A 23287-nucleotide genomic window follows, 5' to 3' on the forward strand; every position below is an offset into this window, starting at 1 on the left:
TGGTTCCCGATTGCAGAAGATGGATGAGGCGGCTGGATTCCCGCGCGTCATTCCCGCGCGGCGGGAATCCAGTGCCTTTCATGCGTGAAAGCCGGAGTCGCCGCATCCCCGCTTGCGCGGGGACGACGGCATGGCATGCGTCAGGCGACCGGCTTGGTCGATTCCGCGCCGCCGTTGCGCACGCTGGTGCGGAACAGCAGCCAGCCGACGAAGGCGAGGATGGCCAGGCCGACCCATGGGCCCAGGTGCACGCCCAGCGACATCACGTCGGCGCGGCCGGAAACGACGATCGGAATCGCGATCAGGATGCCGGTCAGCGCCTCGCCGGTGATCAGGCCGGCGGCGAACAGCGTGCCCGGACGATGCGCGCGATCACGCTCGGCTTCGTCGCTGTCGATCGACAGGCCATGGCGACGCTCGACGATGTACGCCAGCAGGCCGCCGAGGAAGATCGGCACCATCAGTTCCAGCGGCAGGTAGATGCCGATGGCCGCGGCCAGCACGGGCACGCGGAAGTGCGCCTTGCGCGACTTCAGCCATTCGTCCAGCGCGATGACCACCGCGCCGATGAGCGCGCCGATGGCGATCATGTCCCACGGCAGCTTGCCGCCGAACAGGCCCTTCGCCACCGACGCCATCAACGTGGCCTGCGGCGCGGCGAGCGAGTTCGGGTGCGCGGCCGTGCGCGGGCCGATGCCGTACGCCTCGGCAAGCAGGTTCAGCACCGGCGCCATGATCAGCGCGCACGAGAACGCGCCGATGCCCAGCATCAGTTGCTGCTTCCACGGCGTGGCGCCGACGATGTAACCGGCCTTGAGGTCCTGCAGGTTGTCGCCGCCGACCGCCGCCGCGCAGCACACCACCGCGCCGATCATGATCGCGGCGACCGGGCCGATCGACGAATCGCGGCCCATGAGCAGCATCAGCACCAGCGAGGCGAACAGGATCGTCGCGATCGTGATGCCGGAAACTGGATTGTTCGAGGAACCCACCAGGCCGGCGAGGTACGCCGACACCGATACGAACAGGAAGCCCGCGACGATCATGATGATCGTCATCGTCAGGCTCACGCCCCAGGACTGCACGATGGCGTGGTAGAGCATCCACAGCGGGATCACGAACACCGCGAGCGCCACGAGCATCCACTTCATCGGCAGGTCGCGTTCGGTTTCCGCGACCGCCAGGCCGCCGCCCTTGCGCGCCGCGGCGAGGCCGCTCTTGATGCCCGAGGCGAGCGAATTGCGCAGCGAGAACAGCGTCCAGATGCCGCCGATCAGCATCGCGCCGACACCGAGGTAGCGGACCTTCGCCGACCAGATCGCGCCGCCCGCGTCAGCGGCGGACGCGCCGGCGATCTGCGCGGCGAGTGCGGGATCGGAGTCGAGGAAGAACGCGTGGTAGATCGGAATCGCGAACTGCCACGACAGGATCGAACCGGACACGACCACGATGCCGATGTTCAGACCGACGATGTAACCCACGCCCAGCAGCGCCGGCGACAGGTTCGTGCCCATGTAGCCCAGGTACTTGCCGATGAAGCCCGAGGCGACGGCATTGTCGGGGATCAGGCGCAGGCCGCTTTCGGCGGCGAGCTTCACCAGCGCGCCGAGCGCGCCGGCGACGCCGAGGATCTTTAGGCCCGGGCCGGGGTTCTCGCCGGCCTTGAGCACTTCGGCCGCGGCCTTGCCTTCGGGGAACGGCAGCGGCTCCTCGACGATCATCGAACGGCGCAGCGGCACCGAGAACAGCACGCCGAGCAGGCCGCCGAGACCGGCGATGCCCACGACCCACCAGTATTTGAAGTCGGGCCAGACGCCCATGATGATCAGCGCGGGGATCGTGAAGATCACGCCGGCGGCGATCGACGAACCGGCCGAGGCGCCGGTCTGGACGATGTTGTTCTCCAGGATGCTGCCGCCGCCGAGCAGGCGCAGCACGCCCATCGAGACGACCGCCGCCGGGATGGCGGTGGCGATGGTCAGGCCCGCGAACAGGCCCAGGTAGGCATTGGCGGCGGAGAGGATCACCGCCAGCACGATGGCCAGCAGGACAGCTCGGAAGGTCAATTGTGGCGTCGCGGGCGAGGCCATCGGGAGCTCCAGGAGGACTCGGTTAAATCGAGCGGTCCCGGATCATCGCATTGGCTGCCGGGGCCTGTAAAAACTCCGCGGCAAATGGACAGGACGCGGCAAATATGCGGCGGTGCAGCGATACGTGGGGGTATCGCGTGGCAGGTCGACAGGGCCACCTTCGTCATCGCGCGGGATGACGATGCTGCGGCGAAGGCCGGCGGGCGGCGCCGATGGGTGCCGGTGCAGCCTCGCGCGGACACATCGCGGCCCTCGAACGACTCGCGGCGAGCCTCGCGCGGGTCGGCGCGAGGCTCAGGCGGGCGCTGGCGCACCCGCGCGCGGCTGCGGCGGAGCCTGCCGAGGCTGCGCGACACCCTCGGACGGCTCGCCGGCACCTTCGCGCGGGCATGGCGCAGGGCTCGCACGGCTGCCGCGCAGCCTCGGATTGCGAGAAAGTCGCAGCGCACGACTGCGTTGCAGCCTCGCGAGGACACCGGCCTCTCCGACGCAGGCTCGCGCGCACTCGATCGAACGTTCGCCGGTGCCCGCGCGAGGGACCATGCATCCCGACGCGGCGGGCGCCCTCCGCCGTCGCTCCTATACTCGCGACCGACTCACCGCGGAGCCCGTCGTGGCCGCCATCGACCTGCCGCACCACCATGTCGACGATGTCGCCCGCGATCCGCGCGACGAGCTCTTCGGCCATCCCAAGGGCGTCTACGTCTGCTTCTTCACCGAGATGTGGGAGCGTTTTTCGTTCTACGGAATGAAGGCGCTGCTGCTGCTCTACCTGCTCCAGCACCACCGCTTCGGCGACGGGCCGGGGCTGGACGTGCTCGGCGCCTACGGCGGTCTCGTCTACTGCCTGCCGGTCGTCGGCGGGTTGCTCGCCGATCGCTACCTCGGCATGCGCAAGGCGGTGGTGTTCGGCGGGCTTCTGCTCGTCGCCGGCCACCTCGGCATGGCAGTGGAAGGCCACGCCGCCACCGTCAGCGGCGGCACCGTCGTGCGCGACGAAGGCGCGCTGCGCGTGTTCTACCTTTCGCTCGCGCTGATCATCGTCGGCGTTGGCTTCCTCAAGCCGAACATCTCCACCATCGTCGGGCGCCTGTATCCGGAGAACGATCCGCGCCGCGACTCGGGCTTCTCGCTGTTCTACGCCGGCATCAACCTGGGCGCGCTGTTCTCCGCGCTGGTGTGCGGCTATCTCGGGCAGACGCTCGGCTGGAAGTGGGGCTTCGGCGCGGCCGGCATCGGCATGCTGCTCGGACTGGCGCAATTCCTGTGGGGCCAGAAATACCTGCACGGCCACGCCGAGCCGCCGGATGCCGCGCGCCTGCGCGAACCCGTGTTCGGCATCCCGCGCGAATGGGCGATCTACCTCGGCGCGGTGCTCGCACTGGTGCCGCTGGCGGCACTGATGTGGGCCGTCGCCAACGGCCGCTTCGCACTTGGCGGCGAGATCTCGCTTGCCTTGATGCTGATGTTGCTGGTGATGCTCGCCGTGCTGGCGTGGTTCGCGTGGTTCCTCAAGGCGCGCTGCACGCGCGAGCAGCGCCATCGCATGCTCGCGCTGATGGCGCTGATCTTCATGGCGCTGGTGTACTTCACGCTGTACGAGCAGACGTACGGCTCGTGGGTAACCTTCACCGATCGCCTGCTGACCAAGGATGTCTTCCCGTCGCTGGTGATCCGCGAAGGCACGCCGTGGCCGTGGTCGACCGTATCGCTGGTGCTGGCGCCGATGGCGTTCGTCGCGGCGGCGATGCTGTCGGACCGCGATCCCGATTCGCCGATGCCGAAGCTGCTGTTCGCCGGCGCGATCGTGCTGATGCTCGTGTTCCTGCTGCGCGACTGCGTGGTGCTGCCGCAGACGGCTGGTTCGCTGACGTACCTGGGCGCGCTGTTCCTGGTGCTGCTCGCGCCGGTGTTCGCGCGGCTGTGGGATTCGCTCGACCGGCGCGGGCTGGATCCTTCGAAACCGGCGAAATCCGCGCTTGGCCTGCTCTTCGCGGGGCTGAGCTTCGTGCCGATGGCGTGGGCCGCGCAGCACGCGGGCGAAACGGGTCAGCTCGCCAGCGTGTGGTGGCTCGTGCTGGCCTACCTGGTGCTGGAGATCGGCGAGATGTGCCTGGCGCCGGTCGGCCTTGCCGCGGTGACGCAACTGTCGGTGAAAAGCGTGATGAGCCTGATGATGGGCACGTGGTTCCTCGCGACCGCGTTCTCCGAAACGCTGGCGGCGCTGTTCGGCAAGCTCGCCGCGATCGACGTCCCCGAAGGCGCCGTGCTCGATTTCGCCGCCGCCGGCGCGAAGTACGCGAACCTGTTCTGGCTGATGACGGGCATCGGCATCGGCTGGGCGGTGCTGGCCTTCACCGCCGCGCCGATGCTGCGGCGGCTGATGCATGGCGTGAAGTGATCGCGCCGGAAACACGAACGGCGCCCGCAGGCGCCGTTCGTGTGTGCCGCCTTCGATCGCCTACTTCGCGGCCTTCGCTTCCGCGGCGCCGGCTCCGGTCGTCGCGACCGCGCCGCCGAGGCTGCGCGAAAGGAACGCGAGCAGTTGCGTGTAGAACGCCTGACGGTGTTCCTGCGTGTAGAAGCCGTGCGCTTCGGTGTCGTAGTAGAGGGTTTCCACCGGCACGCCGGCCTTGCGCAGGGCCGACTCCATCATCCGGCTGTGCTCGATCGGCGCGACGCGATCCTCACCGCCCGCGGCGAGGAACACCGGCACCTTGATGCGGTCGGCGAGGCGGTTCGGCGAAACGTCGCCCAGCGCGGCGGGATCGCCGACCCATTCGCGCAGCCAGTTGCCCGAACGGCGACTGTCGCGGGTGTCGTCGGCGATCATCTTCGGCAGGTCGTACACGCCCACGTAGCCCACCGCGCACTTGTAGAGGTCCGGTTCCTTCGCCACGCCCATCAACGAGGCGTACGCGCCATAGCTTGCGCCGTACAGGCAGATGCGGCCCTTGTCGGCGATGCCTTCGGCGATGGCCCAGCGCGTGGCGTCGGTGAGGTCGTCCTGCATCCGGCCGCCCCACTCGCGCGCACCGGCGCTGACGTAGGACTTGCCGTAACCGGACGAACCCCGGTAGTTCAGTTGCAGCACGGCATAGCCCGCCGCCGACAGGAGCTGGGCGTCGGAGTCGAACTCCCAGTGATCCTGCACGTCGATCGGGCCGCCGTGCGGCATCACCACGAGCGGAAGGTTCCGGCCGTTGCTGCCGTTCGGCGTGGTGATGTACCCGTGCAGCAGCATGCCGTCGCGCGCCTTCACCTCGATCGGCTTCGACGTCGCCTGCTGCGCCGGATCGAACCATTCACGCTTGGCCAGTACGTGCGCGGCCTTCCTGGCCTTCGTGTCGAAAAGGTAGAAGTCGCCCGGATTCTGGTCGCTGTACACCTGGACCAGCGCGAGCGAGCCGTCGTTGGTCTGCGATGTGACGACCACGCCCTGTCCCGCGAACGCCGCCTCAAGGCTCTTCTGAAGGCGCGCCTCGGGGGCCTCGCGCTCGAAAAAATCCGAATGGAGGCGGCCGTCGGAGAAGTACGCGCCGATCGGCACGCGCGTGTTGTTGCGGTAGATGATGCGCCACGGGTCGGCGCGGTCGTCGCGCAGCACCTGCGTGCGCTTGCGCGTCGCCAGGTCCATCGCGACGATCGCATCGGGACCGCTCGGTTGTTCGACCTGCAGGTACACCGTCTGGTTGTCCGCGGAGAAGCCGACCGGCACCTCGAACAGGCCATCCTTCTCGATCGTCACCAGGTCCCACGCGGCGCCGTCGCCGGTGCGGTAGTAGAGGTGACGGATGTTGTCCGAATTCGAGCCCCAGGTGAACCGCACCACGCCCTGGTTGTCGGTGGCGAAGCGCGCGTTGCGCATCGGTGCGATCGCCACGCGCTGCATCCGCCCGGTGAACGCGTCGATGCGCTCGGCGGTCGAGTGCGGATCCCGCGAATACGGCTGCGCAGAGATCAGCGCGGTACGCCCATCGCCGACCGGGGTCGGGATCAGGTAGGCCCAGATCCGGTCGTTGCCCTTCTTCGGCTTGATGTTCGTGCCCAGGCCGCCGTCCTGCGTGCGATAACCGACCAGCATCTCGGCCTTGCCGCCGTCGGCGTTCATCGCGAACAGCTCGCCGGTGGGTTGCGGCTCGTCGAGCGAACCGAACTTCTCGGCGGCGCTCAGCACCACGCGCTCCGGGCCGACCCATTCGAAATCCGCGATGTAGTTGTCGCGGGGCAGCCTGAACGTGCCGGTGAGCTTGCCGGTCTGGCGTTCGATCACCGCCAGCACGCTGCGGTCCTCCATCGGCAGCGTCGCCGCGAAATACTGCCCGCCTGGCGAGATCCTGATGTCGGTGAACTGGTCCTTGCGCGTGTAGACCGATACATCGACGCCACCGGCCGCGGCATTGAGCGATAACGCCGCGAGAGCAGCGACGAGCAGAAGCTTCTTCATGGGGCCCCTTCCGTGTGAGTTCGTCGCCCAGCTCCCCGCTGGCGACGCCTGCAAGCCTAACGCGTTGTGGCGAACGGTGGCGCGGAATCAGGCCAGCGTCCGCGCGAGCGCATCCCGCCAGTGCGGCAGGTCCAGCGCGTACTCCACGCGCAGGCGTGCGGTGTCGAGCACCGAGTACGCCGGGCGTGCCGCGCGCGTGGGGTAATCGGCGGTCGCGATCGCATGCACGAGGGGGCGACGCGCGAGCATCCCGCGTGCCGTCGCTTCGTCGAAGATCGCCTCGGCGAAGCCGTGCCAGGTCGTCTGTCCGTCCGCGACGAGATGACGCACGCCGGCGGCGACGATGCCGCGGCGCAGGATCGCCGCCGTCGCATCCGCGATGAGCCATGCCGGCGTGGGGCAGCCATGCTGGTCGGCGACCACGCGCAGTTCGTCGCGTTCGGCGCCGATGCGCAGCATGGTTCGCAGGAAATTGTGACCGTGGAGGCCGTAGACCCAGGCGGTTCGCAGGATCAGGTGGCGCGCGCCGCTCCGGGCGATCGCCGCCTCGCCTTCGAGCTTGCTGTCGCCGTAGACGCCCAGTGGCGCGGTCGGATCGTCCTCGCGATACGGACGCGTGCCACGGCCGTCGAAGACGTAGTCGGTGGAGTAATGCACGAGCGCGGCACCGGATGCGGCGCACGCCGCCGCGAGGTGCCCCGCAGCCTGCGCGTTGATCCGGAACGCGGCTTCGGCGTCGTCCTCCGCGCGATCCACCGCGGTGTACGCGGCGGCGTTGACGACGACGTCCGGACGCACGCGCGCAACGAGCGGCGCAATCGCATCCAGGTCGGACAGGTCCAGCGATTCGCACGCCGCACCATCATCGAGCCGACCATTGCGCGTGGTGGCGACCACATCGCCCAGCGGCGCAAGGCTGCGCGTGAGCGCATGGCCGACCTGCCCGTTCGCGCCGACGAGAAGCAGCTTCACGATGCGCGCCTCACGGCGAATTGACCGGCAGACGGTCCTCGGGGATTTCGTCCAGGAACGGCGCGCGCGCGTCCTTGTCAGACAGCGTGACGTCGGACACCGGCCAGTCGATCGCGAGCCGCGCATCGTTCCAGCGGATGGCCGCATCGGCCGTCGCGTCGTAGGTCGCAGTGCACAGGTAGGTGAACACCGCGCGCTCGCTGAGCGTGACGAAACCGTGCGCGAAGCCTTCGGGGATCCAGAAATGCCGCTTGTTCTCCGCGCTGAGCAGCACCGCGGTCCAGCGGCCGAAATGCGGCGAGCCGCGACGGATGTCGACCGCGACGTCCCACACCTCGCCTTCGACCACGCTGACGTACTTGCCTTGCGGATTCGGCCACTGGTAATGGAGGCCGCGCAGCACGCCGCGCCGCGAGGACGAGACGTTGCCCTGGACGAAGGTTGGACGTATTCCCGAGTCGCCCAGCCTGTCGAGGTTGAACGACTCGAAGAAGAAGCCGCGATCGTCCCCGAACACGCGCGGTTCGATCACCACGCATCCGGGCAGGTCGGTTTCGATGACCTTCACGGCACCGGGCCCCGCTCGGCCAGGCTCAACAGGTATTCGCCGTAGCCATTCTTGGCGAGCGGACGCGCGAGTGCGTTGAGCTGTTCGGCGTTGATCCAGCCGTTGTTCCAGGCGATCTCTTCCGGGCAGCACACGCGAAGGCCCTGACGCGCCTCGATCGTCTCGATGTAGTTGGACGCTTCCAGGAGCGACTGGTGGGTGCCGGTGTCGAGCCAGGCATAACCGCGGCCGAGCTGCTCCAGATGCAGCGAGCCTTCGTCGAGGTACCGCTGATTGAGATCCGTGATTTCCAGCTCGCCGCGCGCGGACGGCTTGAGTTCGGCCGCGAAGTCGCTCGCCCGGCCGTCGTAGAAGTACAGGCCGGTGACGGCGTAGTTCGACCGCGGCTGCGCCGGCTTTTCCTCCAGGCCGATCACGCGGCCGGCGGCATCGAACTCCGCCACGCCGTAGCGCTGCGGATCGCGCACCCAGTAGCCGAACACCGTCGCGCCGTCGTGCCGCGAATCGGCGCGTCGGAGCATCGCCGTCAGGCCCGGGCCGTGGAAGATATTGTCGCCCAGCACCAGGCAGCTGGACTGGCCTGCGACGAAATCGCGGCCGATCAGGTACGCCTGCGCCAGCCCGTCCGGGCTCGGCTGCACGGCGTACTCGATGCGCATGCCCCACTGCGAACCATCGCCAAGCAGCGCGCGGAACAGAGGCTGCTCGTGCGGCGTGTTGATGATCAGCACTTCGCGGATGCCCGCCAGCATCAGCACGCTGAGCGGGTAATAGATCATCGGCTTGTCGTACACCGGCAGCAGCTGCTTGCTGATGCCCTGCGTGATCGGATACAGCCGCGTACCGCTTCCGCCGGCCAGGATGATTCCCTTGCGACTCATTTGCCTACCCTCATCCCTGACCGATGCGCTCAAGACGGTAACTGCCGTCCAGCACACGCTGCACCCACGGCTGGTTGTCCATGTACCAGCCGACGGTGAGCGCGATGCCCTCGTCGAACGTCACGGTCGGCGCCCACCGCAGTTCGTTCTTGAGCTTGGAAGCATCGATCGCGTACCGGCGATCGTGACCGGGACGATCGGCGACGAAGGTGATCAGCGACTCGCGGGAGCGACCATCCGCCAGCGGCGAACGCTCGTCGAGCAAGCGGCAGATCGCCTTCACGACCTCAAGATTCTGCCGTTCCGCGTCTCCGCCGACGTTGTAGGTCTCGCCGACGCGACCAGACTCAAGGACCCGCCGGATCGCGGCGCAGTGATCCCCCACGTAGAGCCAGTCGCGTACGTTGCGGCCGTCGCCGTACACCGGCAGCGGTTCGCCGGCCAACGCGCGGGCGATGATCAGCGGAATGAGCTTTTCCGGGAACTGGTACGGACCGTAGTTGTTCGAGCAGTTCGTGGTGAGCACCGGCAGGCCGTACGTGTGGTGGAACGCACGAACCAGATGATCCGATGCCGCCTTCGACGCCGAGTAGGGCGAGTTCGGCGCATACGGGGTTTCTTCGGTGAACTTGCCCGATTCGCCCAGCGTTCCGTACACCTCGTCCGTCGAAACGTGCAGGAAGCGGAACGCGTCGCGACCTGCGGCGTCCAGCGACTTCCAGTAATCGCGCGATTTTTCCAGCAGGTTCAGCGTACCCACCACGTTCGTCTGCACGAACGCGGCCGGCCCGTCGATGGAGCGGTCCACGTGGCTTTCGGCCGCGAAGTTGACGATCGCGTCAGGACGATGTTCGCGCAGCAGGCGCTCGATGAGTGCGGCGTCACCGATGTCGCCCTGCACCAACACGTGTCGGGGATCGTTCTCAAGCGACGCGAGCGTGTCGACGTTACCCGCATAGGTAAGCGCGTCGAGATTCACGACATTGATGTTGCGCTGTACAGCTTCCAGGACGAAGTTGCCGCCGATGAAGCCTGCACCTCCCGTCACGAGCCATGTCGTCACTGAAATTCCTTATCGACTCTTGAAATACGGAAATGACCTGGACGGACTCAGAACGGAATATCGTCGTCCGCGAAATCGTCGTTGAAGCTGCTCGACTTGGCCGGCGGGGCCTCGCGACGCGGGGCGGATTCCTGGCGCGCCGGGGGACGCGACGAACGCTCGCCGCCACCGCCGCGATATTCGCCACGGCTGCCGCCGCCGCCCTCGCCGCCCGGGCGACCGCCGAGCATCTGCATCTCGTCGGCGATGATGTCGGTGGAGTAGCGCTCCACGCCGTCCTGGCCGGTGTACTTGTCGTAGCGGATCGAGCCTTCGACGTAGACCTGGCTGCCCTTGCGCAGGTATTCGCCGGCGATCTCGCCGAGCTTGCCGAAGAAGGTCACCCGGTGCCACTCGGTGCGCTCCTGGGTATTGCCATCGCGGTCCTTGCGCACGCTGGTCGTGGCCAGGCGGGCCTTGGTCACCGCCATGCCGCCCTGGGTGTACTTGGTTTCGGGATCGTCGCCCAGGTTGCCGACCAGGATCACCTTGTTGATGCCGCGTGCCATGGGAGTGCGTTCCCCTCTTCGTATGTGTGCTTCGTCTGGAGGCCGGGCACGCGGGGCAAAGCCACCGTGCCGGCAGGGGAAGCATCATAACAGCCGTCCGTCGTCCGCCACCGGCGCGAACCGGCGGCGCGGACGTCGGCAATCACATGCGCGTGAGGTCTCCGAAACGGCAGGCGAAGGCCAGGAACATGCTTGCCCGGACGTCGGACTCGGCCTCACCGGTGCGTAGGGCATAGCGCTCGCAGGCGTGGCTGAACAGGTCGGCCAGGAGCGTGCCGAAGTCCGTGGGTCCGCCTTCGATGCACGGGCAGACGGTCATGGAGAGGCTGCGGTCGACGGCCCACAGCCGCAACAGTTCGAACGACGCCGGATCCTCCTGCGCCCCTTCGGGAATGGCGAGCGCCTCCCGGGCGAGGATACGGTCCTTGTCCTTGCCACGGGCGGCGCGACTTGCCATCAGGCGATCGCTCCTTCGACGGGCCGGGCCGCACCCGTCGGGCCGAGGCGCCGCAGGACTTCGTCCAGTTCGGCATCCAGGTCGATGCAGGCGGTGCCGGTCCGCTGGGTGGTGCCGGCGACGTAGCGATCCAGCGCGTGCGCGACCGCCTCCAGCAGCGCCTCGCGCCGCGCGCCGCCGAGCAGGCGCAGGCTGCGTTCGATCAGATCGGCGTGGCGCAGCCCCGGCCATTGCGGGATGGCGACCGGGGTAACCGCGGCGTCCGCGGCGGCATTGCATCGTGTGGTCATGAAGCGTTCGCTCCGGTGGCGGGTCTGGGCGATGCGGCGCATCGAAACCACAGGTTGTGTGCGCGACCCGGCGACGTACATCGGAACTGTCCGAAAAATCCTCGCAACGAGTGCGCCCCGTATAATCCAGAGCCCCTCACTCGCGGTTCGCCCATGCAACCCAGTCCGACGACGACCCCGGCCGTCCCCGACCTGGCCACCATCCAGGCCCTGGCCCGTCAGGACATGGCGGCGGTGGACGCGCTGATCCGGCGCCGGCTCGCATCGGACGTGGTGCTGATCAACCAGGTCGCCGAGTACATCGTCGGTGCCGGTGGCAAGCGCCTGCGGCCGATGCTGCTGCTGCTCGCCAACGGGGCGCTGGGCGGACGCGAAGGCCGCAACATCGGCGAGGACGCCCACCAGCTCGCGGCGGTGGTCGAATTCATCCACACCGCGACGCTGCTGCACGATGACGTCGTCGACGAATCCGACCTGCGCCGTGGCCGCAAGACCGCCAACGCGGTGTGGGGCAACGCGGCCAGCGTGCTGGTCGGCGATTTCCTGTATTCGCGCAGCTTCCAGCTGATGGTCGAGCTGGAACGCATGGCGGTGATGCAGATCCTCGCCGACACCACCAACCGCATCGCCGAAGGCGAAGTGCTGCAACTGCTGCACGTGCGCAACCCCGATACCGACGAGGCCGCCTACCTGCGCGTGATCGAGCGCAAGACCGCGGTGCTGTTCGCCGCCGCCACCCGCCTGGGCGCGCTGCTGGCGGATGCGGACGAAGCGACGTGCGATGCGCTGCACGACTACGGCCTGAACCTGGGCTACGCGTTCCAGATCGCCGACGACGTGCTCGATTACGCCTCCGACACGGCGACGCTCGGCAAGAACCTCGGCGACGACCTCGCCGAAGGCAAGGCGACGCTGCCGCTGATCCACGCCATCGCGCACAGCGACGCGGCTACGCGCGAGGTCCTGCGCAACGCCGTCGAGCACGGCGACACCGACGCGATGCCCGACGTGCTGGCCGCGATCCACGCCACCGGCGGCCTCGATTACAGCCGCCGCCGCGCGCACGAATACGCGCAGGCCGCCGAGCGGGCGCTCGACGGCCTGGACGAGAACGACTACACGCTGGCGCTGCGTGGACTGGCGCGTTACGCGGTCAGTCGCGATCACTGACGAGGTCGCGATCTTGCGCGACATCGGGACTCAGGCGACGCCGAGTCCCGGAATCGCGCTGATCATTTCCGGATCGAATCCCGCCAGTTCGGCGAAGTGGCGTCCGCGCGCCACGTAATCGCGATAGGGGCCGAAACTCGGCGCGCCGGGCGACAGCAGCACGACGCCCTCCCCGCCCAGCGCCGACTTCGCCTGCGCCATCGCATCGGCGAGATCGCCGGCTTCACCCAACACGAAGCCCGCCTGCGCGGCGAGCGGTGCGAGCAGCGCGTGGATGCGCGGCCCGTTCTGACCCATCGTGACGATCGACAGCGGCGCGTGCGTGTGCATCGCGTCGGCGAAGTCCTCCCACGGCAGGCCGCGATCGTGCCCGCCGATCAGGATCGCCACGCGACGCGAGGCGAAACACTCCAGCGCCGCGAGGCTCGCGTGTGGTGTGGTGCTGATCGAATCGTTGACGTAGGTGATGCCGTCACGCGTGCCGATCGTTTGCAGGCGGTGCGGCAGCGGGCGGAAGCTTGCGGCATGCGGCGCGAGCGGCGCCGCGTCCAGCCCCAGCGCTTCGATCGCCGTCAGCACCGCGCACAGGTTGCCGCGATTGTGGCGTCCCGGCAGCGGCAGTGCGCGTGTGTCCATCACGAATGCATCGCCGCGGTACAGGTCGTCCCCGCGCAGATGCCAGCCGTCGGCGCGCCCGAACCAGCGCACCTCGCTGTCGGTGAGCGACGCGCCCAGCTGCGCCAGTCGCGGATCGTTCGCGTTGAGTACGGCGGTGCGCGGCCGAGCCTGCGTGATCAGGCGGAGTTTGTCCTCGACGTAGCGCTCGTGCGAGCCGTGCCAGTCGAGGTGTTCGGGAAAAATGTTCAGCGCGATCGCCACCTGCGGCCGTACCCCGCTCCCGGCCACGTCGCCGGTCTGGTAACTGGACAGCTCGATCGCCCAGAATTCCGGCGCGATGTCCGGCTCCAGTGCTTCCAGCAGCGGCAGCCCGATGTTGCCGGCGAGCGCGGTGACATGGCCGCCGGCGCGCAGCAGATGGGCGAGCAGCGCCGTCGTCGTGCTTTTGCCCTTGGTGCCGGTGACGCAGATCGTGTTCGCGGCGACGCCATCGACGCCCGCGTGTTCGGCGAACCACAGCGCCGTGCCGCCGATGAAACGCGTGCCGGCCTGCGCGGCGGCGACGGCCTCGGGCTTGTACGGGCTGATGCCGGGCGATTTCACGACGATGTCGAACGCCGAGAGCGTCGGCGCGGACACGTCCGTTTCGGCGACGAGGTTCGCATCGTGCAGCGCCGTCGCTTCCACGGCTTCGGCTGTCGAGCAGAACAGCGTCAACGGCAGCGCCGGCAATCGCGCGCGGATCGCGCGATACGCCGCGCGTCCTTCGCGGCCCCAGCCCCAGAGCGCGACCTTGCGACCGTCGAGCGAGGCGATGTCAGGCGGCGAACTGCGCACGCAGGCGTTCCCACAGGACGGCCGGGATGCGGTGCTCGTCGTCGATGACGAGCAGCGGCTCGATGGCGAGTTCGCCCGCATCCAGCTGCGGGCGGATCTCGTGCGCGAAGCGGTCGACCAACGCGTCTTCACGCCATTCCGGGCGGTCGGCCAGCGCGGCCATCGCCGCACGCGATTCGCGCCCTTCGCCGACGCATTCGAACGGCTTGTGGTTCTGGTATTCCAGCAGCGCGTCGAAGCCGGGGATCTGCGCCGGATCGTCGAGCAGGTTGCGGCCGAAAATGCCCATCAGGCGCGGCTTCGGCATGAACGGTGCGAGTGCGAGGAACACGAAGTGGCACTTCGGGCACACGCCGCACCAGCGGCTCGCAGGACGTTCGCCGAGGATGTGGAAATTCCGGTTGCAGCTGCTGAAGTGCGCGTCGTAGCGATCGGTCTTCGCGAACTGGCGCGCGACGGCGAGTTCGCTCAGCGGACGCAGCAGCGAGTAGTAATGCAGATCCGCCGCGACGTGCCGCTGCACGTATTCGCCGAACGCGCGCTCGCACGCCCAGCCCTTCGACCACTGGTGATTCACCTCGCCCGTGCCTTCGATCACGCTGCCGTAGCTGGCGGAGCGTTCGTTCGAGAACACCACCTGGTCCACGCCCAGCAGCACCGCGGCGAACACCATGATCGCCGAGTTCAGCACCGTGACCGGGATGTGCCCGTTCCACGCGCCTTCGCGGTTGTAGTCGAACAGCTGCGGCGCCAGCGCGCGACCTAGGTTGAGCGTCGGCAGGCCGGTGCGTTCGGCGCAGGCGCGGATCAGCTGCGAGCCGCCGATCCACGTCACCGTCTGTTCGACGCCCAGCGTGCGCAGCGCTTCGATGCTGACCAGCGAATCCTTGCCGCCGCCGATGGCGACGAGGGCGTGATGGCGCAGGCCGAGGGTTTTGGCGCTACCCGGAACACCATCCCCACCCAACCCGCCCCTTGCCGGGGAAGGCTCACTCACCGGGAAGTTGATCTTCCCGTGCAGGTTCAGGCCGTTGCGATAGGCGAATTCGCCCAGGCCGTTGACGTAGATCAGCTCGATCAATGCGGCGGTGTCCGCATCGATCGCGTACGAATCGATGCGGATTTCCGACGGCACCGCCGCTTTGTAATAGCTCACGCCGGCGATCAGGTGCAGCAGGCGCAGCGCGCGCTCGGCTGCCTCGGCGCGTTGCACGTCGAGGACGAACGGCGCACCCGGCACGGTGATCGTCTCGATCATTTCCGGGCCATCGTCGAAGGCGTACACCAGCTGCGCGACGCCCGTTTGCGCGTCGAACCCGCAACGCACGAAACGGAACGCGCGGATCGCGTCGCGGTTGAATTTCCACTCACTCATTCGATTGCTTCCTCGGCCGGAAGGGCCCGCAGGTTGTAGGTGTTGGCCATCGCCATGCCGTAGGCGCCGGCGTCGGCGACCAGGATCACGTCGCCTTCGGTCGTGTCGGCCGGCAACGTGCGCCCGCGGCCGATCACGTCGCTGCTTTCGCAGATCGGACCGACGACCTCGAACACCGCCGTGCCGTTCGCATCGTCACGGCTCAGGTTGAAAATGCCGTGGTAGGCCTCGTACATCGCCGGACGCATCAACGCGTTCATGCCGGCGTCGCAGCCCACGCGGCGCACGCCGTCCTTTTCCACGACCTGCGTCGCGGTCAGCAGCAGCGCGCCGCTTTCGGCGACGAGGTAGCGGCCCGGCTCGATCACCAGCCCGTAGCGCGGATACGCCGCCTTGATTTCCTCCAGCCCCGCGCGCCAAAGCGGCAGGTCGAACTGCGGCGCTTCGGGCGTGTACGGGATCGGCAACCCCCCGCCGATGTCGATGGTCTCGATCGTGCCGATGCTATCCGCCAGGCCCGCCAGATGCGCGTACACGCCGCGCCAGTGCTGCGGATCCTCGATGCCGCTGCCCAGGTGCGCGTGCAGGCCGCTGATGCGGATGCCGAGCCTGCGCGCTTCTTCGACGAACGCATCGAAGCGCGTCATCGGCAAACCGAACTTCGCCGCGACGCCGCCGGTCTTGACCTTCTCGTGATGCCCTTCGCCGTGGCCGAGGTCGATGCGCAGCCAGATCGTGCGGTTGCGAAACACCTCGGGCCAACGCTGCAGCGCTTCGATGTTGTCGAGCGTGACGATGATGCCGCGCTCGAAGGCCGTTTCGTACTCGCGACGCGGCGCGAAGCTCGGCGTGAACAACACGCGGCTCGGCGCGATGTGCGGCAGAGTCGCGAAGACGTGGTCGAACTCGCCCTGCGATACGCATTCCAGGCCGAAGCCTTCGCCGACCAGCGTGCGCAGGATGTCCGCGTTCGGATTGGCCTTGATCGCGTAGAAGCAGCGATCCACCGCATTCGTTGCACTGAGTGAACGCGCGCGATCGCGCACGGTGGCGAGGTCGTAGACGTAGCGCGGCGTGCCCTTCGCGGCGAGCGAAAGCAGCTCGTCGCGGCGAGCGCGCCACCACGCCGGCACGCGCTGCGGCGCGCCGAACGCGATCTCGCGCCAGCTCGGGCCGAACACCGTCGCATCGCGCACCGGCATCGCGCGCGAGCGGATGAGTTCGGCGTGCAGGTGCGGCAACAGGCCTTCGGCATCGGCTTCGTCAATGACGAAGGTGAGGTTGAGGTCGTTGGACGACTGCGAGATCAGGTGCACATGCTGGCGGCCGAACGTCGCCCAGATGTCCGACAGGCGATGCAGCAGCGAACGCATGCCGCGGCCGACCAGCGTGATCGCCGCGCACGGCGCGATGACCTTCACGCGGCAGATCTCGGCGAGGTCCGCACTCAGCGCTTCGAGCACGTTCGTCGTGACCAGGTTTTCGCTGGGATCCAGCGACACGGTGACGTTGGTTTCCGACGAACCGATCAGGTCGATCGACAGGCCGTGACGCTTGAAGCGTTCGAACACGTCGGCGAGGAAGCCGACCTGCTGCCACATGCCGATGCTTTCCATCGACACCAGCACGATGCCGTTGCGGCGGCTGATCGCCTTCACGCCCGGCACCGTCGCGGCGGTCGCGTCGATGCGCGTGCCGGGCAGTTCGGGGCGTTCGGTATCGAGGATCGCCATCGGCACGCCGGCATCGCGGCACGGCGCGATCGATCGCGGATGCAGCACCTTCGCGCCGGTCGTCGCGATTTCCTGCGCTTCGGCGTAATGCAGACGCGTGAGCAGGCGCGCTTCGGGCACGTCGCGCGGGTTGGCGCTGAACATGCCGGGCACGTCGGTCCAGATTTCCACGCGCTGCGCCTTCAGCAACGCGCCGAAGTATGCGGCCGACGTATCGGAACCGCCGCGGCCGAGGATCGCCGTGCCACCGTCGCCGTGGCGCGAGATGAAACCCTGCGTGATCAGCGCGCGCGTCGGCTGCGTGGAGAAGCGCTCGCCGAAGCCCTCGCCGTCGAGGCGGCAGTTCACCGACAACCGCTGCGACCACGCGCTGGCGTTGGGCAGCGACACCGCATCGAGCCAGTCGCGCGCATCGCACCAGCCGAAGTCCAGCCCCTGCGTGCGCAGGTACGCCGCGCCGAGCGTCGAGGACAGCAGTTCTCCCTGCGCCAGCACTTCGGCCTGCCAGTCGAGCGGACGCGTCGCGGCGCGCGCGTCCGTGCCCAGCGCCTGCAACGCAGCCACGCGCTCCCCGAGCACGGTGTCGGCGTCGAGGTCGAGTTCGCTGCAGAACGCGCGATGGCGTTCGACCAGCGCGGCGATGCGGTTGTCGACGTCCTCACCGTTCGCGATCGCCTGCAGCTCGTTGGTGACGCCCGACAGCGCGGACACCACGACCAGCACGCGAACGCCCTCTTCGGACATGCGTTTTCCGGCGAGGCGTCCGATGGTGTCCCAACGGTTCCGGCGGGACACCGAGGTGCCGCCGAACTTGAGTACTACCCAGCGATTCGCTTCCGCCACTGCAACGGTTCCTTTGATGAGGTTCTGGAGTGTGTAGATGAGGAGATGGAATGTGATTGCCGCCGAAACCATGCCGGCGCGGAGCCGTCACGGAAACTAGAATGGCGCGCTCGCCTGCGCAGGCGGAGACGTCGCCGTAAACTGCGCAATTCTAGTCGAATAATCCACTCGGACCCCCGCCCGGATGACGCTTCGCCGCTACCTGCAACTGGATGTGTTCGCCGACCGGCCCGGTGCCGGCAACCCGCTGGCCGTGGTGCTCGACGCGCAGGGCCTGGACGACGCCCGCATGCAGGCGATCGCCCGCTGGACGCGGCTTCCGGAAACCACCTTCGTCTTCCCGCCCACGCAGCCGGGCTCGGCGTACCGGGTGCGCATGTTCAGCCCGCGCCGCGAGGTGCCCTTCGCGGGACATCCCAGCGTCGGCACCGCGCACGTCGTGCTGGATGCGGGCCTGGCCGAGCTCGTCGACGGGCAGCTGGTGCAGGAAGGCGTGGTCGGCACGCTGCCGCTGGCCGTGGAAGGCAGCGGCGCGACGCGGACGATCGCGGTTCGCACGCCGCGCGCGCGGGTGGTCGAGGTGGCCGAAGCCGGCGATGCGCGCTTGGCGGCGGCGCTGGCGCCGCTCGAACCCGGTGCGCTGCCGGTCGCCCTGATGGACGGCGGTCGGCGCTGGTGGCTGGCCGAAGTCGCCAGCGAAGCGGCGCTGCGCGGCGCTGCGCCGGACTGGGATGCGATCGCGCAGCTGGCCGAATCGACCGAGACGATGGGGCTCTGCGCGTTCGCCCGCGCCGATGCCGGCCGCGATTACGACCTGGTCGTGCGCGCCTTCGTCGGTGCACCGGCGCGGTTCGAGGATGCCGCTTCCGGCGCGGCCAACGCGACGCTCGCCGCGTGGCTGAAGCACAACGATGCGCTGCCCGGCCGCGATGGCCGGTACGCCGTGAGCCAGGGTCGCGAAGTCGGGTTCGACGCGCGCCTGCAACTGCGCGTGGACGCGGACGGCGAGGTGTGGTCCGGCGGCCAGGTGTGCAACGTGGTGCGCGGGACGATCGACTGGGCGTGACGTTTCGCAGCCCGGGCAGCCGAATCGCACCTGGGGATTCATGCGCCCGCCCCGGGTGCGCTCCGCTTAGCCGGGCTACGACAGCAGGCGATTACTCGGGCGTGACATCCACCCGCACGCGGATCCGGTCGCCCGGGTCGTAGTTCGTGCGCGTGGTATAGGTGCGCCCGGCGTATTCGTAGGTCACGTCGTAAGCGCTCGCGCTGCGCGCGCCGTTGCGCGAGGTGTAGTAACCGTCGCCTTCGTACACCGGATCGCACACGCGCACCGTGCCGACGCGTTCGCGCTGGCTCTGGTCGTAGATCTGGCGACCGGCCATGCCGCCGACCACCGAACCGATCGCCGAGGTCGCATAGCGCGCGCTGCCGCCGCCGATCTGGCTGCCGACCGCCGCGCCGACGATGGTGCCGACGATCGTCGAGACGGTGCGCCCGGTCTGGGTGCCGCCGGATGGATAACTGCTGCCATTGCCGTAGTAGCCATCGTCGCGATAACCGTCGTTGCGGTATCCGTCTCCACCCACATAGGCCGGGCGCTCGTAGCAGCGCTGCTGCGGCGCGGCGGTTTCGTAGCGGTCGAACACCGGATCAACGCGGACCACGCGCGCGTAGTCGCTGCTGCTGGTGGAGCCGTACGCCGGATAGGAGCGCGGGTAGGACTGGGCATGGACCGGGCCGCTCGCGGCGGCGGCCAGCGCGAGGGAAACGGCGATCAGGCGATTCATGGGGAGGCTCCGGCGCCGGGAGGGCGTGCCCGCATCGTCCGGCCCGTGCCGGCAACGGGTGCTGAATCCGGGTGTCCTTGCGGACCAAGGCGCGGCGGGGTTTACCGCGCCGACAGCCAGGCCGCGGCCTGCATCGCGACCGCCGCCGCATCGCGCCCGAGCAGCGGCCCGACGTGCCCGGTCGAGGCGACCCGCAACAGGTCCGCGTCCCAGGCACGCGCCAGTTCGGCGGTGAGCTCGGGTGGGACGTCCTCGTCCTGGCTCGATGCGATGCACAGCGTCGGGCACGCCGGCGCATCCAGCACCAGGCCTGCGTGCGCATGGCGCAGCACCGCGCCGGACTCGTCGCGCCATCGGCGGAAGGCGAACAGCGCGGTGGCGTCGTCCGAATCCGGCAGCGCGCGGCGCGTCGAGGCGAGGCGCGCGTTCCGCCGCCAGGGCACGCTGTCGGGCCAGTCGCGCGCGGGGAGCCGGTCGGCCCACGGCGCCGGCGGCAAGGGATTCACCAGGACCAGCGCATCGGCCGCGTCGGCGCAGGCCAGGGCGAGCAGGCCGCCCAGGCTCGCACCGACCAGTGCGCGCGGGCCGGGCACGGCTTCGAGCGCGGCGCGTACCTGCGCGGCGTAGTCGTCGAACCCGGTCGCCGCGAGTCCCGCGGCGACCGGTTGCAGGTCGGGCGCGTGGACGTCCACTGCGACCGCGGCGAACACGCGCCGCCACACGTTCCATTCCCAACCGCCTCCGCCCGCGCCGTGCACCAGCACGGCGCGGCGGATCGCCCTGGACGTCATCGACCGCGATCAGCCCTGCAACGAGGCCTGCAGCGTCACCGGAACCGACAGCGCGCGCGAGATCACGCAGCCGGCCTTGGCCGCTTCGGCGTGCTGCCGGAAGCCGGCTTCGTCCACCCCGGGGACCTTCGCGGTGACCACCAGGTTCACGCCGGTGACCGTCGGGCCGGGGTCCATGCCGGGCTCCATCGTCACTTCGGCGCGGGTCTGGATGGTCTCCGGCGTGAGGCCGGCCTTGCCCAGCACCGCCGACAGCGCCATCGAGAAGCAGCCCGCGTGCGCGGCGGCCAGCAGTTCCTCGGGATTGGTGCCCTTCTCGTCGCCGAAGCGGGTCTTGAAGGAATAGTTCTGATCGGTGAACAGACCGCTCTGCGGTGTGCTCATGCTGCCCTTGCCGCCTTGCAGGTCGCCTTTCCAGACCGCTTCGGCAATACGCTTGAACGCCATGTCGCTGCTCCTTCGTGGGGTGAAAGAACCGGCAGCCTACCCTGCCGGGTGTTAGGCGCGCATGGGGGTGGGCCGCCAGCCGGTGGCCGGCGTGAAATCCGTCGCCGCTTCGCAGTTCGCCCCGCGCCGGCTTGACCACCCTTCCCCCTTGCGCGAGGCTTTCGCTCCCGGCCTTCCGGCCGGCACCCGCCATGACCGCCCGCCGAGCGCCCACCGCGCAGGCGCAGCGCCGGACAGCCATGACGGCCTTCCCACCCTCACGGGAGAAGTCCGCTCATGTCCTACAGCACACAATCCATCCGCAACGTGGCCCTGGCAGGCCACCCCGGCGCCGGCAAAACAACGCTCTTCGAAGCCCTGCTGCAGGCCGGCGGCGCACTCCAGACGGCAGGCACGATCGAACGCGGCAACACCGTGTCCGACTTCGATCCGATAGAGAAACAACGCGGGCATTCCATCGACGCCAGCATCGCGTCGATCGACCACGAAGGCATGCACGTGAATTTGATCGACACCCCCGGGTACCCGGATTTCCGCGGCCCCGCGCTGTCGGCGCTGGGCGCGGTGGAGACGGTGGCGATCGTCGTCGATGCCGCCGCCGGCGTGGAATACGGCACGCGCCGCATGATGGAGTACGCCCGCGGCCGGAACCTGTGCCGGGCCATCGTCGTCAACAAGATCGACCATGACGGCGTCGCGCTCGACGGCGTGCTGGCCGATCTTCGCGACACCTTCGGCCCCGAATGCCTGCCGCTCAACCTGCCTGCCGATGGTGGAAAACGCGTGGTCGACTGCCTGATCAACCCGCAGGGCGACAGCGATTTCGGCCCGGTCGCGGACTGGCACCAGAAGATCATCGACCAGATCGTCGAAATCAACGAGACCGTGATGGAGCATTACCTCGACATGGGCGAGGAAGGCCTGTCCGGCGAGGAACTGCACGACGCGTTCGAGCAATGCCTGCGCGAAGGCCACCTGGTGCCGGTGTTGTTCTGTTCCGCGCGCACCGGCGTGGGCATCAACGAGCTGCTCGATGCCGCCGAACGCTGGTTCCCCAATCCGGCCGAGGCCAACGCACCACCATTCGAGAAAGGCCCGGAGCGTGCGCGCATCCAGGCCTCGCCCGATGCCAAGGCCCACGTCATCGCCGACGTGTTCAAGATCGTCAACGACCCCTTCGTCGGAAAGCTTGGCGTGTTCCGCGTGTACCAGGGCACGGTGAAGAAGGACACGCAGCTGTTCGTCGACGACGGCAAGAAGCCGTTCAAGGTCGGCCATCTGTTCAAGCTGCGCGGCAAGGACCACGTCGAGATCGAACAGGCGATCCCCGGCGACATCGCGGCCGTGGCGAAAGTCGAGGAACTGCACTTCGACGCGGTGCTGCACGACAGCCACGACGAGGACCAGATCCGCCTGTCGCCGCTGGATTTCCCGCGCCCGATGTTCGGCCTGGCGGTGGAAGCGGCGAGCAAGGGACAGGAACAGAAACTCGCGACCGCCCTGCACAAGCTGGCCGAAGAGGACCCCTGCTTCATCGTCGAGCACGAGGCGGAAACCAACGAAACCGTGATCCGCGGATTATCCGACCTGCACCTGCGCATCAACCTGGAACGGCTGAAGGAACGCTACGGCGTGGAAGTGACGTCGCGTCCGCCGCGCATCGCGTATCGCGAAACCGTCAGCGGCAAGGCCGAAGGCCATCATCGCCACAAGAAGCAGACCGGCGGCGCGGGCCAGTTCGGCGAAGTGTTCCTGCGCATCGAACCGTTGCCGCGCGGCACCGGCTTCGAATTCGTCGACGAGGTCAAGGGCGGCACGATTCCCGGCCAGTTCATGCCGGCGGTGGAGAAAGGCGTTCGCCAAGTGCTGCGCAGCGGTGCGGTGGCGGGCTATCCGATCCAGGACGTGCGCGTGATCGTGTACGACGGCAAGCATCATCCGGTGGACAGCAAGGAAGTCGCGTTCGTCGCCGCGGGCAAGAAGGCGTTCCTCGATGCGATCGGCAAGGCGCGTCCGCAGGTGCTGGAGCCCATCGTCGAACTGGAGGTCAACGCGCCCGAGCAGCACATGGGCGACGTCAGCGGCGGCCTGGCGAGCAAGCGCGCGCGCATCAGCGGCACCGACAGCGTGCGTGGCAACGAGATCGTGGTGAAGGCGCAGGTGCCGCTGTCGGAACTGGAGGGCTACGCGGCCGAACTCAAGTCGGTGACCGCCGGCCGCGGACGCTATTCGCTGGATTTCAGCCACTACGAACCGGTGCCGACGAACGTGCAGCAGAAGCTCGTCGAGGCGTACAAGCCCAGGCACGAAGAGGACTGAGGCCGCTTGCTGCGCACGATCTCGATTCGTGCGCAGCTCCAGTTTCAA

The 23287-nt window shown here is 68.4% G+C and carries 19 protein-coding genes; 4 read left to right on the top strand and 15 right to left on the bottom strand.

The window, feature by feature from the left end; translation table 11 throughout:
- Window positions 1–140 precede the first annotated feature (140 nt).
- On the bottom strand, window positions 141–2090 hold the full coding sequence (locus AC3ANK_RS14105) for an OPT family oligopeptide transporter (RefSeq protein ID WP_206861357.1): 1950 nt from the start codon (window positions 2088–2090) through the stop codon (window positions 141–143).
- Between the two features lie 622 nt (window positions 2091–2712).
- On the opposite strand from AC3ANK_RS14105, the gene AC3ANK_RS14110 reads away from it, so the two are divergent.
- On the top strand, window positions 2713–4491 hold the full coding sequence (locus AC3ANK_RS14110) for a peptide MFS transporter (RefSeq protein ID WP_320415191.1): 1779 nt from the start codon (window positions 2713–2715) through the stop codon (window positions 4489–4491).
- Between the two features lie 60 nt (window positions 4492–4551).
- Here AC3ANK_RS14110 and AC3ANK_RS14115 read toward each other — a convergent pair whose 3' ends face one another.
- From AC3ANK_RS14115 to AC3ANK_RS14150, 8 genes are all read right to left on the bottom strand, one after another.
- Window positions 4552–6537 (bottom strand): alpha/beta hydrolase family protein, encoded by a 1986-nt coding sequence (locus AC3ANK_RS14115; protein ID WP_206861359.1) that lies wholly within the window; start codon window positions 6535–6537, stop codon window positions 4552–4554.
- An 87-nt stretch (window positions 6538–6624) separates the two neighbouring features.
- Window positions 6625–7509 carry a dTDP-4-dehydrorhamnose reductase gene (gene rfbD, locus AC3ANK_RS14120; RefSeq protein WP_206861360.1) on the bottom strand — a complete coding sequence of 295 codons (885 nt, stop codon included), beginning with the start codon at window positions 7507–7509 and terminating at the stop codon, window positions 6625–6627.
- A 10-nt stretch (window positions 7510–7519) separates the two neighbouring features.
- Window positions 7520–8077, bottom strand: coding sequence for a dTDP-4-dehydrorhamnose 3,5-epimerase (gene rfbC, locus AC3ANK_RS14125; RefSeq protein ID WP_206861361.1), 558 nt, complete (start codon window positions 8075–8077; stop codon window positions 7520–7522).
- Entirely contained in the window at window positions 8074–8958 is an 885-nt protein-coding gene (gene rfbA / locus AC3ANK_RS14130; RefSeq protein ID WP_206861362.1) for a glucose-1-phosphate thymidylyltransferase RfbA, read from the bottom strand. The genes rfbC and rfbA overlap by 4 nt, the downstream gene beginning before the upstream one ends.
- Window positions 8959–8968: 10 nt before the next feature.
- Complete coding sequence (rfbB, locus tag AC3ANK_RS14135; RefSeq protein WP_206861363.1) at window positions 8969–10021, bottom strand: dTDP-glucose 4,6-dehydratase; 1053 nt, start codon at window positions 10019–10021, stop codon at window positions 8969–8971.
- Between the two features lie 47 nt (window positions 10022–10068).
- Window positions 10069–10569, bottom strand: coding sequence for a single-stranded DNA-binding protein (ssb, locus tag AC3ANK_RS14140; RefSeq protein ID WP_206861364.1), 501 nt, complete (start codon window positions 10567–10569; stop codon window positions 10069–10071).
- A gap of 142 nt (window positions 10570–10711) precedes the next feature.
- The gene (locus AC3ANK_RS14145; protein ID WP_206861365.1) at window positions 10712–11026 is read right to left on the bottom strand and encodes a DUF5076 domain-containing protein; all 315 of its coding nucleotides are present in this window, start codon (window positions 11024–11026) and stop codon (window positions 10712–10714) included.
- Window positions 11026–11358: a hypothetical protein gene (locus tag AC3ANK_RS14150; protein ID WP_206861366.1), complete on the bottom strand. Its 333-nt coding sequence runs from the start codon at window positions 11356–11358 to the stop codon at window positions 11026–11028. Before AC3ANK_RS14150 ends, AC3ANK_RS14145 begins: the two co-directional genes overlap by 1 nt.
- A gap of 111 nt (window positions 11359–11469) precedes the next feature.
- Between AC3ANK_RS14150 and AC3ANK_RS14155 the strand changes: the two genes are divergently transcribed.
- Complete coding sequence (locus AC3ANK_RS14155; protein ID WP_484171471.1) at window positions 11470–12486, top strand: polyprenyl synthetase family protein; 1017 nt, start codon at window positions 11470–11472, stop codon at window positions 12484–12486.
- 30 nt (window positions 12487–12516) lie between these two features.
- On the opposite strand, the gene murD is transcribed toward AC3ANK_RS14155, so the two are convergent.
- The 3 genes from murD to AC3ANK_RS14170 are packed head-to-tail and all read right to left on the bottom strand — an operon-like array spanning window position 12517 to window position 17892.
- Entirely contained in the window at window positions 12517–13941 is a 1425-nt protein-coding gene (gene murD, locus AC3ANK_RS14160) for a UDP-N-acetylmuramoyl-L-alanine--D-glutamate ligase (protein ID WP_484171472.1), read from the bottom strand.
- Window positions 13922–15316 (bottom strand): UDP-N-acetyl-alpha-D-muramoyl-L-alanyl-L-glutamate epimerase, encoded by a 1395-nt coding sequence (gene murL / locus AC3ANK_RS14165; protein ID WP_484171473.1) that lies wholly within the window; start codon window positions 15314–15316, stop codon window positions 13922–13924. The genes murD and murL overlap by 20 nt, the downstream gene beginning before the upstream one ends.
- Complete coding sequence (locus tag AC3ANK_RS14170) at window positions 15313–17892, bottom strand: bifunctional aspartate kinase/diaminopimelate decarboxylase (protein ID WP_484171474.1); 2580 nt, start codon at window positions 17890–17892, stop codon at window positions 15313–15315. The genes murL and AC3ANK_RS14170 overlap by 4 nt, the downstream gene beginning before the upstream one ends.
- Before the next feature lie 184 nt (window positions 17893–18076).
- On the opposite strand from AC3ANK_RS14170, the gene AC3ANK_RS14175 reads away from it, so the two are divergent.
- Window positions 18077–18958 carry a PhzF family phenazine biosynthesis protein gene (locus AC3ANK_RS14175; RefSeq protein WP_206861371.1) on the top strand — a complete coding sequence of 294 codons (882 nt, stop codon included), beginning with the start codon at window positions 18077–18079 and terminating at the stop codon, window positions 18956–18958.
- Window positions 18959–19049: 91 nt separating this feature from the next.
- Here AC3ANK_RS14175 and AC3ANK_RS14180 read toward each other — a convergent pair whose 3' ends face one another.
- From AC3ANK_RS14180 to AC3ANK_RS14190, 3 genes are all read right to left on the bottom strand, one after another.
- On the bottom strand, window positions 19050–19682 hold the full coding sequence (locus AC3ANK_RS14180) for a glycine zipper 2TM domain-containing protein (protein WP_484171475.1): 633 nt from the start codon (window positions 19680–19682) through the stop codon (window positions 19050–19052).
- Between the two features lie 101 nt (window positions 19683–19783).
- Window positions 19784–20473: an alpha/beta fold hydrolase gene (locus AC3ANK_RS14185; RefSeq protein WP_484171476.1), complete on the bottom strand. Its 690-nt coding sequence runs from the start codon at window positions 20471–20473 to the stop codon at window positions 19784–19786.
- A gap of 9 nt (window positions 20474–20482) precedes the next feature.
- Complete coding sequence (locus AC3ANK_RS14190; RefSeq protein ID WP_206861374.1) at window positions 20483–20920, bottom strand: OsmC family protein; 438 nt, start codon at window positions 20918–20920, stop codon at window positions 20483–20485.
- A gap of 276 nt (window positions 20921–21196) precedes the next feature.
- On the opposite strand from AC3ANK_RS14190, the gene fusA reads away from it, so the two are divergent.
- A complete protein-coding gene (gene fusA / locus AC3ANK_RS14195; protein ID WP_484171477.1) occupies window positions 21197–23239 on the top strand; it encodes an elongation factor G in 2043 nt (680 codons plus the stop codon).
- The last annotated feature ends 48 nt before the right edge of the window (window positions 23240–23287 follow it).

This window comes from Lysobacter sp. SCRH-1R, from assembly GCF_057747855.1.

Coding starts and splice junctions, on each gene's coding strand:
- AC3ANK_RS14180 (WP_484171475.1), bottom strand. CDS start 19,682: ATGAATCGCCTGATCGCCGTTTCCCTCGCGCTGGCCGCCGCCGCGAGC.
- AC3ANK_RS14105 (WP_206861357.1), bottom strand. CDS start 2,090: ATGGCCTCGCCCGCGACGCCACAATTGACCTTCCGAGCTGTCCTGCTG.
- AC3ANK_RS14155 (WP_484171471.1), top strand. CDS start 11,470: ATGCAACCCAGTCCGACGACGACCCCGGCCGTCCCCGACCTGGCCACC.
- murL (WP_484171473.1), bottom strand. CDS start 15,316: ATGAGTGAGTGGAAATTCAACCGCGACGCGATCCGCGCGTTCCGTTTC.
- AC3ANK_RS14150 (WP_206861366.1), bottom strand. CDS start 11,358: ATGCGCCGCATCGCCCAGACCCGCCACCGGAGCGAACGCTTCATGACC.
- AC3ANK_RS14175 (WP_206861371.1), top strand. CDS start 18,077: ATGACGCTTCGCCGCTACCTGCAACTGGATGTGTTCGCCGACCGGCCC.
- ssb (WP_206861364.1), bottom strand. CDS start 10,569: ATGGCACGCGGCATCAACAAGGTGATCCTGGTCGGCAACCTGGGCGAC.
- rfbA (WP_206861362.1), bottom strand. CDS start 8,958: ATGAGTCGCAAGGGAATCATCCTGGCCGGCGGAAGCGGTACGCGGCTG.
- AC3ANK_RS14185 (WP_484171476.1), bottom strand. CDS start 20,473: ATGACGTCCAGGGCGATCCGCCGCGCCGTGCTGGTGCACGGCGCGGGC.
- fusA (WP_484171477.1), top strand. CDS start 21,197: ATGTCCTACAGCACACAATCCATCCGCAACGTGGCCCTGGCAGGCCAC.
- AC3ANK_RS14190 (WP_206861374.1), bottom strand. CDS start 20,920: ATGGCGTTCAAGCGTATTGCCGAAGCGGTCTGGAAAGGCGACCTGCAA.
- AC3ANK_RS14145 (WP_206861365.1), bottom strand. CDS start 11,026: ATGGCAAGTCGCGCCGCCCGTGGCAAGGACAAGGACCGTATCCTCGCC.
- AC3ANK_RS14115 (WP_206861359.1), bottom strand. CDS start 6,537: ATGAAGAAGCTTCTGCTCGTCGCTGCTCTCGCGGCGTTATCGCTCAAT.